General features: G+C 48.1%; 13 protein-coding genes. 3 read left to right on the forward strand and 10 right to left on the reverse strand.

The annotated features are described in order from the left end of the window. Positions 1–16: 16 nt before the first annotated feature. From RDP42_RS11090 to glmS, 3 genes are all read right to left on the reverse strand, one after another. Entirely contained in the window at positions 17–553 is a 537-nt protein-coding gene (locus RDP42_RS11090; RefSeq protein ID WP_374046980.1) for a DUF3575 domain-containing protein, read from the reverse strand. Positions 554–670: 117 nt separating this feature from the next. Beyond that, on the reverse strand, positions 671–1,531 hold the full coding sequence (locus tag RDP42_RS11095; RefSeq protein WP_308763733.1) for a helix-turn-helix transcriptional regulator: 861 nt from the start codon (positions 1,529–1,531) through the stop codon (positions 671–673). Between the two features lie 313 nt (positions 1,532–1,844). Next, positions 1,845–3,689, reverse strand: a complete 1,845-nt coding sequence (gene glmS, locus RDP42_RS11100; protein ID WP_308763734.1) for a glutamine--fructose-6-phosphate transaminase (isomerizing) — start codon at positions 3,687–3,689, stop codon at positions 1,845–1,847. Between the two features lie 210 nt (positions 3,690–3,899). On the opposite strand from glmS, the gene RDP42_RS11105 reads away from it, so the two are divergent. Then, positions 3,900–4,472, forward strand: coding sequence for a superoxide dismutase (locus RDP42_RS11105; protein ID WP_308763735.1), 573 nt, complete (start codon positions 3,900–3,902; stop codon positions 4,470–4,472). A 70-nt stretch (positions 4,473–4,542) separates the two neighbouring features. On the opposite strand, the gene RDP42_RS11110 is transcribed toward RDP42_RS11105, so the two are convergent. Genes RDP42_RS11110 through RDP42_RS11130 form a run of 5 tightly spaced genes read right to left on the reverse strand, consistent with a single transcriptional unit; the run spans position 4,543 to position 12,601 of the window. After that, entirely contained in the window at positions 4,543–6,903 is a 2,361-nt protein-coding gene (locus tag RDP42_RS11110; RefSeq protein ID WP_308763736.1) for an FtsX-like permease family protein, read from the reverse strand. A gap of 22 nt (positions 6,904–6,925) precedes the next feature. Further along, a complete protein-coding gene (locus RDP42_RS11115) occupies positions 6,926–9,280 on the reverse strand; it encodes an ABC transporter permease (RefSeq protein ID WP_308763737.1) in 2,355 nt (784 codons plus the stop codon). Positions 9,281–9,315: 35 nt separating this feature from the next. Then, positions 9,316–9,942, reverse strand: coding sequence for a GIN domain-containing protein (locus RDP42_RS11120; protein WP_308763738.1), 627 nt, complete (start codon positions 9,940–9,942; stop codon positions 9,316–9,318). A gap of 14 nt (positions 9,943–9,956) precedes the next feature. Continuing rightward, positions 9,957–11,207 carry an efflux RND transporter periplasmic adaptor subunit gene (locus RDP42_RS11125; protein WP_072543877.1) on the reverse strand — a complete coding sequence of 417 codons (1,251 nt, stop codon included), beginning with the start codon at positions 11,205–11,207 and terminating at the stop codon, positions 9,957–9,959. Between the two features lie 17 nt (positions 11,208–11,224). Further along, positions 11,225–12,601: a TolC family protein gene (locus RDP42_RS11130; protein ID WP_308763739.1), complete on the reverse strand. Its 1,377-nt coding sequence runs from the start codon at positions 12,599–12,601 to the stop codon at positions 11,225–11,227. 234 nt (positions 12,602–12,835) lie between these two features. On the opposite strand from RDP42_RS11130, the gene RDP42_RS11135 reads away from it, so the two are divergent. Beyond that, positions 12,836–14,209: a sigma-54 dependent transcriptional regulator gene (locus RDP42_RS11135; RefSeq protein ID WP_308763740.1), complete on the forward strand. Its 1,374-nt coding sequence runs from the start codon at positions 12,836–12,838 to the stop codon at positions 14,207–14,209. Next, complete coding sequence (locus tag RDP42_RS11140; RefSeq protein WP_308763741.1) at positions 14,199–15,503, forward strand: ATP-binding protein; 1,305 nt, start codon at positions 14,199–14,201, stop codon at positions 15,501–15,503. The genes RDP42_RS11135 and RDP42_RS11140 overlap by 11 nt, the downstream gene beginning before the upstream one ends. 66 nt (positions 15,504–15,569) lie before the next feature. Here RDP42_RS11140 and RDP42_RS11145 read toward each other — a convergent pair whose 3' ends face one another. After that, positions 15,570–16,016, reverse strand: a complete 447-nt coding sequence (locus tag RDP42_RS11145; RefSeq protein ID WP_308763742.1) for a hypothetical protein — start codon at positions 16,014–16,016, stop codon at positions 15,570–15,572. 167 nt (positions 16,017–16,183) lie between these two features. Beyond that, positions 16,184–16,828, reverse strand: coding sequence for a MarC family protein (locus tag RDP42_RS11150; protein WP_303912067.1), 645 nt, complete (start codon positions 16,826–16,828; stop codon positions 16,184–16,186). Between the last annotated feature and the right edge of the window lie 257 nt (positions 16,829–17,085).

A 17,085-nucleotide genomic window follows, 5' to 3' on the forward strand; every position in this document is an offset into this window, starting at 1 on the left:
TTCATATTGCAAACGTTTAAAAGATATAAGAAACCGATACAGCCAATTTTGTAAGCCCCCAATAGTTTTTGGTCTTGTCTTCGTGACACTTGCTGCAAGGGATACGGGGACTCTCTTTATACCACAGGCGTGCGTATCCGGCACCTACCAGCGCTTCCAGGTTCCAATGCGACGACAATATCCAATTATAGCCATAGGTGACACCTCCCCCGGCCAGATAACCGTCGTAGCGCTTCTCGCTGAAACCTCCGTAATACTGTGCCCCGTGCAGATGGACTCCAATAAAATGCCCTTCGAGACTCTCACAGAACCAATATCTCAATTCCGGCTGAACAAGCCAAAAACGCATTTTTTTATCATCCTTAAATGTCCACGGATTATAGGCTATTTGCCAGTCAGTGGTAAGTTTACGACTATGCTTTAACTCTATTCCAACATTTGGAGTAAGCGCCCCCCAATAAAGCGCATTTGTTTTTAAGGCCACATCTTGTGCAAAGCCTCCCACACACAAAAAACAAAAGAAACAGCTCAAGAAGAAAAATCTTCTACTCATTTGCATCATTATCCTTACTTTTTTCGGGATGCAAAGTTAGGTTCTCAACCTAAGATGAAAATTACAAATCCATGTCAAAAAGTTATATTTTTACGTCACATGCATGCAGAATCCACTTCAGAACGACTCCTGAGCAATTTCTTTACGAAGTTCATTCGGCGTTTTACCAAAATATTTCTTACAAAATGTAACCAGATAAGAGGTTGACGAAAAATGGTATTTCTCTGCAATCTCAGCTAAAGACATGGGGGTCATAATAATGTCGTTTTTCACAAATTCCTGTTTACGCAGCAACAACCAGTTCTTGGCCGTATCCTGAAAAGCATCTTTAAAGCTACGGTTAAATGTGCTCAAACTCATATTAGCATACGCGGCAAAAGACTTGACATCAAAAATCACATGACTATGAGCCAATACAAAGTCCTTAAAATCCATATTCCTACTTAAAATAGGACAAAAAAAGCGTGCCAGTTCTTCTTTATTATAACCTGCACGCAAATACAAAAACAATTCATCACGTTTTATCTGATGAAAATGAACACACCCTAAACCTTCCTGCAAACAATCTACCAATAAAGAGAGGAATCTTGACAAACGGTCATCAAGAGACAAAAAATAAAAACTGAAAGAGCTATCAGACGGTATATCTTTCACCAACTGTTGAATAGAAAAACGAGAACATAACTTCAAAGAACTGGAAAATTCACAAAGCAATAAAAGAGTATCTTTTCTACCTACCCCTACTATCGGTTTTCCCCCCGGGAGCAAGAACATCTTTCCAGAAACTACATTTACATGTTCACTTCCATCATACTTGATTTCTATTTCCCCATCTACGACAAAAGCCAAAAAGGTTTTATCCAAGAATTTACGTTCTTTCTGTTCTCCTTTGTCAAAATGAAGAAATGAGAAAATACGAGTTTCTTTATTCACATAGTTACTGCATGAAATGTGCTCATTTTTATCTAGTAATATCATAAAGCTATATCTATAAATAATTTTCCAATCCTGATGAAATTTATCTTAATTCAGCACTCTTGTACTTATTACAATACAAATATATAGATTTACTATAAAACAAAAAATTATTAGAATAACATAATAAAAAAAAACTCTTCTTCAGCTTATCCTAAATCCACCTACATATTCTCTGTCCCACAGTGTGGGATTTATATCCCACACTGTGAAATATGTATCCCACACTGTGGTTTTTGTATTTCACAGTGTGGGACAGAGAATTTTCTCCTGCATTTCACCTTTAATGCAAAGAGTTTCAGAAATATAGATACGATTATTCTACTGTAACCGATTTGGCCAGGTTTCGAGGCTGGTCGACATCCATTCCGCGGCACACAGCAATGTGATAAGCCAGCAACTGCAAGGGAATGGAAGTGATGAGCGGATCCAGACATTCCAGCGTGGCAGGCAACTCGATGCTGTAATCGGCCAGACTGCGAATCACGGTATCTCCCTCGGTCACTACGGCCACGACTCTACCCTTGCGGGCCTTGATTTCCTGAATGTTACTCAGCACTTTTTCGTACAAAGGCGACTGGGTGGCCACAATGACCACGGGCATCTCGGCATCAATCAGGGCAATGGGACCGTGCTTCATTTCGGCTGCCGGATAGCCTTCGGCATGGATATAAGAGATTTCCTTCAGCTTCAGGGCACCCTCCAAAGCTACCGGGAAAGCATAGCCACGCCCCAAGTAAATGAAATTGCGGGCATAGGTAAACATTTTCGAGAAGTTGGCGATGAAGGGATTCTGCTTCAGCACTGTCCGCATCTTTTCGGGAATCGCCGACAGCTCCTTCACTACCCGATGATATTCCGCTTCCGGAAGCGTACCTTTTTCACGACCTAAAGCCAGGGCAAGCAGGGTGAGCACCGTCACCTGTCCGGTAAAGGCTTTGGTGGAAGCCACACCGATTTCAGGGCCCACATGGATATAAGACCCGGTATCCGTGGCACGGGCGATGGAGGAACCGACCACATTACAGATGCCATAGATAAAAGCCCCTTGCGATTTGGCCAGTTCGATGGCAGCCAGTGTGTCGGCCGTCTCTCCGCTCTGGGAGATGGCAATCACCACGTCATCGGAATGGATGACCGGATTGCGGTAACGGAACTCGGAAGCGTATTCTACTTCCACCGGAATACGGCAGAAACTTTCGAGCAACTGTTTGCCGATGAGTCCCGCATGCCAGGAGGTACCACAGGCTACGATAATAAACCTCCCGGCCCGAAGCAAGCGGTCCCTGTGGTTCGTCACGGCGGAAAGCGTCACTGTACAAGTATCCGTGTTCACCCGCCCACGCATGCAATCGCTGATGCAGTCGGGCTGGTCGAAAATCTCTTTCAGCATGAAATGAGGGAAACCTCCTTTCTCCAGCTGACCGATGTTCATCGCCACCGTCTGTGCTTCGTGCGGACATTCCACATTGTGCAAATCGACTATTTTCAAGGGAGCATCCGCCCGCAACACGGCAATTTCCCCGTCGGACAGATACACCACCTGATCGGTATAGGCCACCATGGGAGTGGCATCGGAAGCCAGGAAAAATTCGCCTTGTCCCACACCGACCACCAAGGGACTGCTTTTACGCGCAGCGATAATCTCGTCGGGATGCTTGCGGTCGACCACGGCAATGGCGTAGGCACCGATGACTTCGCGCAAGGCCAGCTGTACGGCGGTCAGCAAATCCAGATTGCCTTGCTGCTGAATGTAGCCAATCAACTGCACCAATACCTCGGTATCGGTACTGCTCTTGAAAGTACAGCCTTTACGTTGCAATTTCTCTTTCAGCACGGCATAGTTCTCAATAATCCCGTTATGCACCAATGCCAGATTGCCGTTCTGGCTGCAATGCGGATGGGCATTCACCGTACTGGGCTCGCCGTGGGTGGCCCATCGCGTATGGGCGATTCCCACACAACCGGACAGGTCCTGCCCTTCGGCCGTCCGCTCCAGGTCGGCCACCTTTCCCACAGATTTATACACATTCAACTGATGAGTGTCGCTCATCAAGGCCACTCCGGCACTGTCGTATCCACGATACTCCAGACGCTTCAGGCCTTCCACCAATATCGGCCAGGCTTTCCGCCTCCCGATATAACCTACAATTCCACACATAGTAATTCTAACCTTAAAATATTATAGAAATCAACCTAATCTGTTTGCGAAATTACGATTTCCCCTAAAAAAGTGAGATATTAACAGAACTTTTTCTAGCAATACCCCGTTTTTTATATTAATTTAGAACCAGAAATGACAATTGCCCAAACGTTTTGACAGGTTATTGTCATAAACGAACAAATTATCCACCTTTAAATCAAAAAAGACATGAAACATTCACTTCCTGCACTTCCGTACCAATTGGATGAGCTGGCTCCGAAGATGAGTAAAGAAACCTTGGAATATCATTACGGAAAGCATTTGCAAACGTACATTGACAACCTCAACAAACTGATTGCCGGTACACCGTTTGAAGAAAAAAGCCTGCAACAAATCGTGCTGGAGGCAGAAGGCCCGGTGTTCAACAACGCAGCCCAGACGTGGAACCACACGTTTTTCTTCGACACACTGACTCCGCATCAGCCGGAGATGCCTCAACCGCTGGCCGATGCACTGGCACGCGACTTCGGTTCGGTAGAAGCCTTCAAGGAAAAGTTCACACAGGCAGCTACCACACTGTTCGGCTCCGGATGGACCTGGCTGGCAAGCGACAAAGACGGACACTTGTCCATCGTCAGTGAACCGAATGCCGGAAATCCACTCAAAAAGGGGCTGAAACCGTTGTTGGTCATCGATGTATGGGAACATGCCTATTACATTGATTACCGCAACCGCCGGGCGGCCTACATTGAAGCCTTCTGGGGACTGGTCAACTGGGCCAGAGTCGGGGCACGGCTCTAAGAAAATAAATCGGGGCTTCCGGCAGCAACCGGAAGCCCCGATGGGTTATAGACTTACACACATTGAAATATCATTCGGTCTTGATGTGGTTCACCGGATTTTCGCGGACGGCTTTCCAACTGATGAGACACACGGAACCCAAGGATATCAGGGCTACCAGCAGGAAGGCAACTCCAAACACACCCCACATCGTCATCGGCGAATAGTGCAGGATGTGGTCAATCTGTTGCACACCAAACCAGGAAAGGGGAACCGCACATACTACTCCTACCAGCAACGACAACAAGGAGAAACGAAGCAGTCGTGCCCGTTCCATGCCTGCACTGGAACCGAATACCTTCCGAATGGCAATATCGCGTTTGCGCTGGCTGATGAAATAAATGCTCATGGCCGTCAGTCCCAGCAGGGATATCAACAAGGCGGCGCAAGTGAAGGCCACGATAAGGGTATGCAGATGCCACAAATCCTGGTATTTCTCACGCATCTCATCGCCATACCACTTTGACTCAAAAGGTGCTCCGTCAATGATTTCTGAATACAAAGCGTCGAGTTCTTTCTTATAGGCCGGCAAATCACCGTCGATGGTCTCGACCACCACATTCCAAGCCCACAGGCTGTCAGGATGTTCCACCAAAAGGAAGGTGGGCGACTGCGGGTCGAGTACCGACCGGAACTTGAAGTCTGCATATCGTCCGCCTACCATGTACGAGCGAGCGTCAATATCGTGCAAGGCAGGAGTACGGTCATAGGCCAGTTGCAGGGAATCGAATGTACTTTCAGAGAAATACATCTTAGCTTGCGACAGTTTCCGGTCGTCCAGCAAACGGATATGGAAGATGTCCAAGAAGGCGGAATCCGTACGGAATACCTGAAAACTGATGCTCTTCTGTCGGTTGTGCGCATCGTACATCTGCATCGTGTTATTGTTGCCTCCGTTCAAAGGTACCCCTTGCGTCAGACAGACCTTCTTCACAAAAGGTTTCTTCCGGGCCTCATCGCGGAAAAGACGAATCTTCTCTCTAGAGCCGGACACCAATGCCGGATAGTCGAGCACATGCCCGTAGGTATAGCCCATCGGTTCATGCAAGATACGGTAAATCTGCACGGACAAGTAGAGGGCACAGGTCAGCATGGCCACGGTAAGTCCGCTCTGCACCACATACAAAATCCGGAGATACACGGCTTTGGTCTTCCGTCGGAAAGTACCTTTCACCACATCCAACGGATGATAGTGAGAAAGCAGGACGGCAGGAACCAGTCCGGCTACCAGCGAAAGCAGGGCAATCCCCACCAGGTAAACCAGTACGGTCATCCACCCCATATCGCCAACGAGGTCCAGCCGGGTCTGCAACACGTCACTCGCGGTCGGCTCCACCAACTTGGCCAGCACCAAGGCCAGCAGGAAAGCGCCCACCGTAAACAGGGCCGATTCGCCCATCAAACGCCAGAAGATGCTGCGCTCCGAAGAGCCCAAGAGCCGGCGGGTAGCCATTTCCTTGGCCCGGTAACTCACCTGTGCCACGCACATGCTGACATAGTTGAACACTGCCATCAGCAGAATCAGGCTACCGGCTGCCATAAAAATCCATACCCGGGTCAGGTTGTATTGCTGGAACTGCGGACTGGGGATGGAAGCAAAGTGCACTTCTTTCAACGAGGTCCAGAAAGCCTCGTGAAACACGTCGTGCTGATAAGGCCAGAAAAACGTAGCAAAGAAAGAACGCATGTCGGCATTCTTCCGGTTTGGATCTGTTCCCTGCGGAAAACGTACCAGGATGGCAGTTCCTCCCACATTGTTCATGTCCGGGTTGTTTTTGCTGCTCCCCCAGTTTACAAAATCCACATAGTCAAAAGGTAAAATGGCTTCCACTCCATCGGGTATCAGCGAGTTGTCGAAATCCTTCATGACACCCGTCACCGTGTACACGCCTTTTCGATCGTTCGACAAATGAATCCTCTTTCCTTCCGCAGGTTCCTCTCCAAACAGCTTGCGGGCCCCCGACTCAGTCAGTACGATGCTGTGAGCATCGACCAGCGCCTGGTCCGGATTCCCCGACAACAGGGAATAGCCAAAGAAACGGAAGAAATTTTCCTTCACACAATAAATCTCCAGACTGGTTTTCCGGTCGTCGACTGTCGCATAAGTCCCCGACTTATAGGCTTCGGAGTTGACGGCACACCAGTCGGCCATTTCCGGATAACGGCTGGCCAAGCGTTCGCCTACCAGGTAATTGCCGGCAAAATAGCTCTCGTTCGACAGGACGTAAATGTGATTGATATCCTTTATATCGTCGCCCACGGTGACCTGCCGCACGACCATGTTGGCAATGAGCAGCACGAACATCAGGGAGATGCCCAGTCCTGCCACATTGACCAACGTAAACAGTTTGTTGCGCTGGAGATAAGTAAAATAAGTTTTCAGTCCTTTCATCGTATTTTAGGGTTTGAAGTTGTTATTCGGTCTTGATGCTCCGCACGGGGTTTTCATTGGCATTCTTCCAGCACTGGAACATCACGGTCAGTACCGTAATGAGGCTGACCAGCAGGAAGGAGGCCACAAATACCCAGGCACGGATAGGGGTCTTGTCGGAGAAACTTTCCAGCCAGTCGTGACCAATCCACCAGCCGAAGGGAGCTGCCAGCACGAAGCAGACCACCAGCATGACGAAATAACGCTTGGTGAACATGTAGAGGATTTCGCCGGTAGAGCTTCCCAAAATCTTCCGGATACCGATTTCCTTGCGGCGATATTCGCTTTCAAACAAGGTAAGCCCGAACACACCAATCATGCTGAGCACAATGGCAATCAAGGAGAACAACAGAATCTGACGGGTGAAACGCAGTTCCCGACGATAGTTCCGGTCAATCACCTCATCCATGAAACGGAACTTGAAGTCACGACCCGGAGCTATCTTTTCTGCGGCTTCTGTCAAGCGATGAAGCATGTCCACCTTGTCTACTCCCGAAGCCACCCGGATGTTCAAGATGCTGTTGGCATCCCAGTCTGTGTGGTCCTTTCCGTAAATAAAGAAGGCCATCGGCTCTACGGCATCGTTGTTTCGGAAGCTACTGAAACGGATGTTCTCACAGAATCCGATTACGGTGTAATCCTCAGGGACAGCCGGTTCATCTACTCTCATCCAAGGATATTTCTTCCGAGCTGCTTCGTTGAAGATATACACATCTCCGTCGCCCGGTTTGAAATCACGTCCTTCAGTTATCTTGATTCCCATCACCGACAAGTAACGGTAGTCCACCGGGAAACAGACCATATTGATGGCACGTTCCCCACTTCCTCTTCCCCACGACATGTAGTTATCGGACGAACTTAACACGAACTGGGAAATCGAAATGCCTTCTACGCCCGAAATACCGGACAATTCACTGACAATCGCTTCCCGGCGATTGAGATACTCACCAGGAATCTCTCCCACCAATACGACCTCCTTGTCGTAGCCATAGTCGCTACGCTGGATATAACGGCTCTGCAGGTACATGATACCCACGGAGATAATCAGCATGAAAGAGACGAAGAACTGGAAGCAAACCAGAAACGTACGCAGCATCTTGCCCTTCGGAGAAAGGCCGAACGAACCTTTCAACACCAATGCCGGCGGGAAAGAAGTGACGTAGTAAGAAGGATAAGCTCCGGCCAGCAAGCCCATGCACACGGCAACTCCGCCCAAAGCCATCACCAAACCCGGATGGGACATCAGAGAAAGATCGGATGCCACCAAAGTACTCAAAGAAGTGCCTTTCAGCAGATAGAGCCAAAGCAAAGACAACAGGAAGCCACACACACAAACCCATACGGATTCTAACAGCAGATACATCCGCAAGGAGAAAGTGGAAGCACCCAACACCTTCTGGGTATTGACGGAACGCAACCGCATGGGAGTTTCTGCCAGCGAAAAGTTCATGTAGTTGACTGCCGCCGTCAGCAGAATCAGTACCGACACACACAACAACAGGTACACAGCGGCCTTGCTGGTAGCTGCCTTGTTACCCACTGTAGAATAGTGTACCTCGTCCAACGGCGTAAAATGAATGAAATCCTCCCAGTCTTCCTCTCCGCTAATCCGGTCTCTTGGAATATTCTGCTTGCAGCTTTCGATGACCGACCGCTCCACATCGGCCAATGAAGCCGGATTGTCGAGCCGGATATACAGGGTATAATTCCAGTTCGTCCAGGAATCTTTGTTCAAATCCGAACGGAAACAAGAGAACACACAGTTACCCAACTGGGAATTCTCCGGCATGTCCTGATAGACTCCTCCTATCACCAAGGGCTGGTTACGGGATTTACGGTCTATATAAATCGTCTTGCCAATGGCATCTGTAGTACCGAAAAAACGACGGGCCATGGAGGCCGAAATCAGGGCCTGGCCGGGTTCATTCAGGGAAGCGGTCGTGCCGCATACCATAGTAGGCTGGAATACCTCCAAGTAATCCCCAAATCCGGTAAACCAGAGTTCTGAATAGATGTGTTCGTCTACCTCAAAATCGGAGGAATAGTTGGACAATGAAGTCACTGAAATGGCCTGTATATGGGGAGAAGAAGCTCCTACCAGTTCACAGAAGGGACGGGCCAGCCAGATTTGCCAGCCGTAATCTCCGCCGGCATTCACTTCCACCCGATAAATACGGTCGTGTGCCGGATAGGCTTTGTTGTAGTTATAGTCGTAGTCCACCTGCGTCAGGATGACAAAGCAGGCGGCAAACGCAATACTCAACCCCAGCAGGTTCAATACGCTGGCCGTAAAGAAACGCCGGAAAGTATGCGAAAAATTTCTGAAAAGTGTGTTCATAAGTTGTTACGTGTTTATTATGTGATGGCAAAGTTTTATTCACCGACTTTCAACCGACGGGTAGAAACACTGCCGATGCCATCTTTGGAAATATGAGCCGACCGGGCTTTTCCACTCAGGGTGAGACTGCCGACACCTTCCACACTGGCATCCAGCCGGTCACAATCCACCGTCAGTTCGCCATTGCCTACTCCTTCCAAAGTGATTTTTACGTTTCGGGCATGCAAATCGGCCACATTCAGGCTGCCTACTCCCTGTATATCAAACTTCACATCCTTCAGGCTCAGACGGGACTTGCAATTGAACGAGCCGACTCCTTCAAAAATAACTTTCTGCAAATCGGGGGCACTGATATAGATGGAGAGTCCGTTCACGTTCTTGGTGGTCTTCTTCCCTTTTTCCGCCCACGTAATCAGCAATACTCCGTCTTTCACCGTACACTTTGTCTGATTTACCCATTTCTTTTCCCCTTCCACACGAAGTGAATAAGTGTTCGACTGGGTGAAATACACGCTGGCTACACTTTCCAATTCAATGGAATGGAAAGCACTCACACTACGGGTTTCACTGACTTTGTCTTCATTACCTCCTTTTGCACTGGCACAGTTTACACACATTAAACCCATTACCAAACCCACGAATATACTTGCTATCTTTTTCATAATAATTTATCTTTTTAATTTAACACCAATATTTCATTGTCTTTGTAACTCTCATATCCGGAAATGATGACCCGTTCGCCTTTTTCCAGTCCTTCCAGCACTTCATAATACTGGGGGTTCTGCCGTCCGATACGGATTTTACGACGATAGGCTTTCTTCCCATCCTTGTCGACCACGAAAATCCAGTTGCCTCCGGTCACCTGGAAGAAGGTACCCTTCGGAATCAGCACGCTTTCGGTAGGTTCCCCCAGCTGCAGGTCAATGTAGTAGGTCTGTCCGCTGCGGATGTTCTCCGGACGTTTGCCCTGGAAAATGAAATCGGTACGGAAACGTCCGTCGCGCACCTCGGGATACACCTTGCGCACTTTCAGGTTGAACGAAGAACCCTGCCGTTCAAAAGTAGCCGGCAGTCCATTGGTCACACGGTCGATGTAGTGCTCGTCAATCATGGCCTCAATCTTGTAGTCCGACAAATCGTTAATCTGTCCCACCATCTGTCCGGCATTGATATTCTGTCCCAGTTCCGCATCCAGCAATCCTAATTCTCCGTCGATGGTGGCTCGCACTTCCAGCTTATCTTTCCGTTCGCGAATCAGCAAGACGTTCTTGCGCATGTTCTGCAAGTTATCTTCCATCTGGTCCATCTGGATGTTGCGGTAGATGGAATCCTGCGCCAGACGTTCCATAATCAGCTTGTGCTTCTTCTGGGCCACTTCGTAGTCTTCCTTGGCCTGGAGGTATTCCTCGCGGCTGATGAGCCGTTCCTTGTACAAGCGCTGGTATTGCTGGTACGTACGCTGCTTGCGGCGGGTATCAATGTCGAGCTGCACTTTCTCGGTCTCGTTGTTCAGCTTGTCCTGCTGCATGGTGACCTGCGTGTTACGAAGCAGGTTCTGCTTCTCTGCCAGTTCAGATTCCGCATTCAGAATCTGCAAGTCCAAATTAGAGTTGCTCAAACGGAGAATCACATCGCCTTTCTTCACGTGCGCTCCTTCTTCCACCACCTTCTCCTGCACGATACCTCCTTCTTCGGGGCTGAGCTGTACCACGGAAATCGGCTGCACCTGTCCGTTCACCCGGATATAATCATTAAACTTGCCATAGGTCACATCGGCAATGTTCAGCGACTTGCCGTCGACTTTCAGCGTAGAAGCATGATTGCCGAAAATAATCCAACCCAACAACAGAAGTACAACCACTCCTCCTGCGATATAAGGAAGGTGTTTCTTCTGGATTCCTTTTTTCTTTTCTAACTGTATATCCATAATCTCGTCGTTTTTTATCAATCTTTTTTAGCGGTTTCTTCCAGCCCGCGAATAATTTCTTCTCCTTTATAATAGTCCACCAGACGACATTTCATCAGGTAGGTCAGCTTGCTTTGCAACAGCTTGGTCTCGCTTTCGAGCAAAGTGGCCGCATTGTTCTGCACATCGAGCGAAGTCATCAACCCTTCTTCGTATTTCCGGCGGGTGACATGATAAGCCAGTGAATCGGAGTTGACTTTCTTCTCCATCTGGATACTCTCTTTCAAATACCCTTCCCGGTCCTGTACGGCCTGAAGCACCAGTTTCTGCAATTCCTCTTTCTGCGACTCGTACTGCTCGCAGGCAATGCGGTAATTGTTTCTTGCCTGTCGCAACCCGGTCACTCCCGAAAGACGGTTAAAGATAGGAATACTCATGCTGATACCCACATAGGAACCGAAGTTATTGTTGAACTGGGTACGGAAATTCGGATAGGAAGTAGAATGCAATTCCTTATAATAAGAACTGGAAATACCCCCAAACAAAGTGATGGACGGTACCACATCGGCCCAGGAAATCTTGCGGCGCATATCGGCCACCTTCGCATTCAACTCCGCCTGACGCAGGGTAGGATTGATATTCAAGGCGATGCGGAACACATCGTCCGCCTGCTCCTGAGTCAGTTGAATATAATGAAGTGTCTGTGTGTCGAGTACAGCCGTATCCAGTTGCAACGTATCGTTTGCCGGAAAATTCATTTTCTGCTTCAAGGTCAGCAAGGCCGTTTCGTACAAGTTCCGCTGGTGGGTCAGGTTGTAACTGTCGGTGGCTTGCTGGGCTTCCATCTGAGCCACATCGGCCAATCCTTTCAGTCCCAGCTCTTCCTGACGGCGGGTCTTATACAGCAATGAATCGCTTTCTACCAGTTTCTTGCGGGCCAGCCGCAGAGTACCGTAACAGTACAAGGCATCAATATACGCCTGGAAGGTTTCCAATGCAGTGTTATCTTTGGATTCCTGCCAGGCAGCTTTGCCCATCAACCAGGCAGCCTTCGAGCGGCGTACCTCGTTCACCAGTCCTCCGCCACGGAAAATCGGCATGGAGGCTTCCATGGAATAGGCATTGTTGAAGGTAGACACGGTGTTATAGGTATTGGTCTCCGGGTCCACCGAACGACCGAAATTATATTGTACGCCAGTACTTGCACTCACTCCCGGCAAGAAACTGCCAATGGCTTTCATACGGTCCATCCGGGCATTATCTGCCTCCAGTTCCCGCTGACGGACAGTACGGTTGTGGGCCACCGCATAGCTCATGCAACGGTCTACATCCCAGACCTCCTGCGCCGTAGCTTCCAACCCCATCCAACCGGAAAGAAGGAAAAGCGTGATGTGTAATAAATTCTTTTTGTTCATATCGTAATCGTTTATCTGCCAAATCCTACTCAAATACCGTGCCAAAAAGTTATCAGACTCATTCACAATAAGATACGATATTCGCCTAAAATCGAAGTGTCTAATTTTTTGACAATCGGTGTCTAATTTTTTGACAATCGGTGTCTAATTTTTTGTCACTGTCCGTATTTTTTAGACATTTTTTATGCCCTCCCCTCGAAAATTCCTATTTTTGTCATAAAATCTCAATCACAGATGGCAAAACAAGGAACTTTACTCGTAGTAGACGACAACCGCAACATTCTTACTTCACTGCAATATCTTTTGGAAGAATATTTTCAACAAGTGATTACGCTGAATTCTCCGGTTACCATCCCTTCTCTCCTGCAACGGGAAGCAGTGGATGTGGTACTGCTCGACATGAATTTTTCTTCCGGCATCAACAGCGGAAATGAGGGCCTCTATTGGTTACGCGAAATCAAGCGGCTGCGCCCCCAGATTCAAGTGGTACTGTTTACGGCCTATGCCGACATCAATCTGGCGGTAACTGGATTGAAAGACGGGGCAACCGACTTCGTGGTAAAGCCTTGGGACAATGCCAAACTGGTACAGACCTTGCAGGAGGCTTACGCAAAGGGGCATGGCAATGACAAGAAAGGAAAACAAGCTGCACAACCAGATGAGAAATCGACCATGTACTGGGGCAATTCAGCCGTCATCCGCCCGTTGCGGTTGCTGGTAGAGAAAGTCAGCACCACCGATGCCAACATTCTGATTACAGGAGAAAACGGAACCGGAAAAGACATGCTGGCCCGCGAAATCCATCGCCTGTCTCCCCGACGTAACGGACCGATGGTAGTAGTCGACATGGGAGCCATCACCGAATCGCTGTTTGAAAGTGAACTGTTCGGCCACGTCAAAGGCTCGTTTACCGATGCCCATACCGACCGCATCGGACGTTTTGAGGCAGCCGACGGAGGAACGCTGTTTTTGGATGAAATTGCCAACCTACCTTATCACCTGCAAGCCAAGCTGCTGACGGTGCTTCAGAAGCGGTATTTCATCAAGGTGGGAAGCAACACTCCGCAACCGACCAATATCCGACTAATTTGCGCCACCAACCGCAACTTGGATGAGATGGTACACAACGGGGAATTCCGCGAAGACTTGCTGTACCGCATCAATACCATCCACCTGCACATTCCGTCACTTCGGGAACGGAAAGAAGACATCCTGCCACTGGCACAGCGCTTCCTGGAACAGTACAACCTGCAATACCAGCGCACGCTGACCGGTTTCAGTGCCGATGCCGAACAACGCCTGCTAAACTATCCTTGGTACGGTAATATCCGTGAGCTGCAGCATACCATCGAAAAGGCAGTCATCCTTTCGGATGGCAAGCTACTGAAAGCGGACAACCTGCAACTGGCTGACGTTTCGGCCCCGGAATCCCCGACCGTACAGGAAGAAACAAAAGAAGATACTCCGCTGCAAACCTTGGACGAGATGGAAAAGAACCTCGTCAAGAAAGCCATCGAACAATGCGATGGCAACCTGTCACAGGCAGCGGCACAACTGGGCATTACGCGGCAGACACTGTACAACAAAATGAAACGCCATGGCATCTAAATGGTTCTCTTCCCCACTGACACGGATTCTCTCCCTCACAGCAGGCGTGTCCTTGCTGACCTTAGGGATAAATGAAAATGAAAACGGATGTATCCTCATCGGGGCCTGTCTGGTTATCCTCGCTGTCTATCTTTTTTATTCCAGTCAGAAACAACTACGGGAGAAAAGCTGGCTCATGCTGGAAGCCATCCGCAACCGCGATTATTCCTTCCGCCTGCCCACCCACGGCTTTATCGGAGGCGAACGTATCCTGCAAAATACCTTAAATGAGTTTGGGGCCATGATGGGCGAACAAAAACAACTGATGGAACAGCGGGAACGGTTTTATGAACAAGTACTCTCGGGCATAAGTTCCGGTATTATCGTACTCGACAAAAAAAACAAAATCATCCAAAGTAATCCAGCTGCGGCACGACTGCTCAGCATCCCGGCCCTCGGCACTCTCCAGCAACTGGAGCGCTACGGAGAAGACATTCCGGAACTGTTGGGCACCTTGCCTGCCGGCGAACGTTGCAACCTGCAATATGGGACCTCCAAAGGAGAAGTGCAACTGTTAGTCCGGGCATCCGTGATGCAATTAGGAGAAAATACGGTCAAGATTCTGACCCTAAACGATATTCGGAATGAGATGGACGCCAAGGAGCTTGAATCATGGGTGAAACTGACCCGGGTACTGACACACGAAATCATGAACTCCATCGCGCCGATTTCTTCGCTCAGTGAAACCTTCCTACAGCGAAAAGATGTGAAGAACAGCCCCATCTACGAAGGAATCCGCGCCATTCATGAGACATCTACCGGATTGATATCCTTTGTAGACAGCTATCGGAAATTCTCTTCACTTCAGAAACCTTCTCCAGAGCCTTTCTACCTGAAAGAACTTCTGCTGCAAATAGAAAGTATCCACCTCATCCCTTCACACATCCAGCTGACCCTTCAAATAGAGCCTGAAGACCTGATGCTCTACGCCGATCCGAACCTGATCCGACAGGTACTCATCAACCTGATAAAAAATGCCGTACAAGCCATCGGAGAACGTACAGGGAAAATCCATATCCGAGCTTACTCCACCAAGGAAGAGCATATCCTTATTTACGTGAGCAACGACGGCCCCGCCATCCCCGAACAGGAGGCGGAAGAGATTTTTGTCCCCTTCTTCACCACCAAAAAGGAAGGCAGTGGTATCGGACTTTCTCTCTCCCGGCAGATTATGAAACTCTCCAACGGTAGTATCAGTCTCCTGAAACCAGAAAGTAACGGCTGGAGTACGACCTTCGTATTAGAATTCTTTTAAAAATGCAGAAAGGCGCTGAATACGTTTATTCAGCGCCTCCCTCTATACCTTCTTCACGAGCAATGGTTAAGCCATTGCCAAGTCAGACGAATCTGACTCATGTTTCTTCAAAAGCATTTTCAATCCTTCCAATAAATTCCGGCATCCGTCATTCATCTCTTCTTTCATGCTCCTGTAGCCAAAATCCACATCGCAGGATGGCATGTCGGCTTTCGGTTTGCGTTTGCAGATATCTGCAAACAGATGAATCTTATGCCAATTCCGATAATCCATGAAGCGGGTCAGCAAATCTTTCTGCCACGGCTCCATTACTACCACGAAGTCCGCTTCATCGCGCAAAGCCTCGTTCATGTTCCGTTCCAACTTTCTCCCTCCCGGAGAACCAAATTCCGTCATCTCAGCTGTTACCACCTCCACATCGGTCATGTCAGCTTCGGTGAGTTTCTTCTTAAAAAGAGACTCCATAGAGAACAGCTTTCCGACACGTTCCAGACCGACCAATAGCACTTTCATAAAATCAGATTTTAAAAGTTAATAAAAAGAAGGTACCGAAAATCCTTTCTCGTGGGGAATATAATCATTTAATCTGAAAATGCAAAGAAAACTACAAAATATCAGCTAAAATTACACATTTATTATGATTTATCAGGCTTTAAGGGGAAATTCTGACAATCTATCGATTATAAACGACTTTCCTGAATCAGGTCAATTAAAATCGGACGCATACCTCCCACGAAGCATTCCACGGCAATCACCATCAGAATCAATCCCATCAGTCGCATCATCACATTATTGCCTGTTTCCCCTATTACCTTCACCAGTCTGGTAGACAAACGCAGGATAATATAGGTTAGGATATAAACTACGGCTATGACTGCCACCAAAGTGACTTTCAAACTCCAGGTATGGGCATCATCCATCATAATGATACCGTTTGCAATGGCTCCTGGTCCGCACAGCATTGGAATGGAAAGCGGAGTAATGGAGATATCGTCTGCATATGCCTTGATTTCCTCATCCTTGAGCTTTGTATTGGTATAACGGGCCTGCAACATATCGTATCCAATCTTCAAGATAATGATACCCGCAGCAATACGAAAACCGTTGGTAGAGATACCAAAGAACTTAAACAGGAACTGGCCACAAAAAGTAAATGCGATTAATATAATAAATGAAATAATTGTCGCTCTTTTCACAATATGCTGACGCTCCTTTTCTCCCAGTCCGTTGGTCATGGTCAAAAATACCGGCATCGTGCCCAGAGGATTTGTCAATGTGAAAAAGGAAGTGAAGCACAACAGTGCATAAGGTAGAATTGTATCCATAAAAACATATTTAAAAACCAAAACAAAGATACAATAAAATCCATACGAAAGCCCAAGTCAAAAGGAAATATGGCATAAATTTTCCAGTAGTAGATTAGATTATCACATAGCCTGCAGAAACATCCACAAGTCTACACGCAGAGGAATAATTCCATCCGCGTACAGGCATAAAAAAAAGCCCCGAAGCAGTTATGCTTCAGGGCTTCTCTAAAACGGCGACTACCTACTCTCCCACTTGTACGCAGTACCATCGGCGT

It is taken from the genome of uncultured Bacteroides sp., from assembly GCF_902472605.1.
GTDB lineage: Bacteria > Bacteroidota > Bacteroidia > Bacteroidales > Bacteroidaceae > Phocaeicola.

What these genes read in the sequence shown, in the direction of transcription:
- RDP42_RS11090 (WP_374046980.1), bottom strand. Translation starts at nt 553, where the DNA reads ATGAGTAGAAGATTTTTCTTCTTGAGCTGTTTCTTTTGTTTTTTGTGT.
- RDP42_RS11095 (WP_308763733.1), bottom strand. Translation starts at nt 1,531, where the DNA reads ATGATATTACTAGATAAAAATGAGCACATTTCATGCAGTAACTATGTG.
- glmS (WP_308763734.1), bottom strand. Translation starts at nt 3,689, where the DNA reads ATGTGTGGAATTGTAGGTTATATCGGGAGGCGGAAAGCCTGGCCGATA.
- RDP42_RS11105 (WP_308763735.1), top strand. Translation starts at nt 3,900, where the DNA reads ATGAAACATTCACTTCCTGCACTTCCGTACCAATTGGATGAGCTGGCT.
- RDP42_RS11110 (WP_308763736.1), bottom strand. Translation starts at nt 6,903, where the DNA reads ATGAAAGGACTGAAAACTTATTTTACTTATCTCCAGCGCAACAAACTG.
- RDP42_RS11115 (WP_308763737.1), bottom strand. Translation starts at nt 9,280, where the DNA reads ATGAACACACTTTTCAGAAATTTTTCGCATACTTTCCGGCGTTTCTTT.
- RDP42_RS11120 (WP_308763738.1), bottom strand. Translation starts at nt 9,942, where the DNA reads ATGAAAAAGATAGCAAGTATATTCGTGGGTTTGGTAATGGGTTTAATG.
- RDP42_RS11125 (WP_072543877.1), bottom strand. Translation starts at nt 11,207, where the DNA reads ATGGATATACAGTTAGAAAAGAAAAAAGGAATCCAGAAGAAACACCTT.
- RDP42_RS11130 (WP_308763739.1), bottom strand. Translation starts at nt 12,601, where the DNA reads ATGAACAAAAAGAATTTATTACACATCACGCTTTTCCTTCTTTCCGGT.
- RDP42_RS11135 (WP_308763740.1), top strand. Translation starts at nt 12,836, where the DNA reads ATGGCAAAACAAGGAACTTTACTCGTAGTAGACGACAACCGCAACATT.
- RDP42_RS11140 (WP_308763741.1), top strand. Translation starts at nt 14,199, where the DNA reads ATGGCATCTAAATGGTTCTCTTCCCCACTGACACGGATTCTCTCCCTC.
- RDP42_RS11145 (WP_308763742.1), bottom strand. Translation starts at nt 16,016, where the DNA reads ATGAAAGTGCTATTGGTCGGTCTGGAACGTGTCGGAAAGCTGTTCTCT.
- RDP42_RS11150 (WP_303912067.1), bottom strand. Translation starts at nt 16,828, where the DNA reads ATGGATACAATTCTACCTTATGCACTGTTGTGCTTCACTTCCTTTTTC.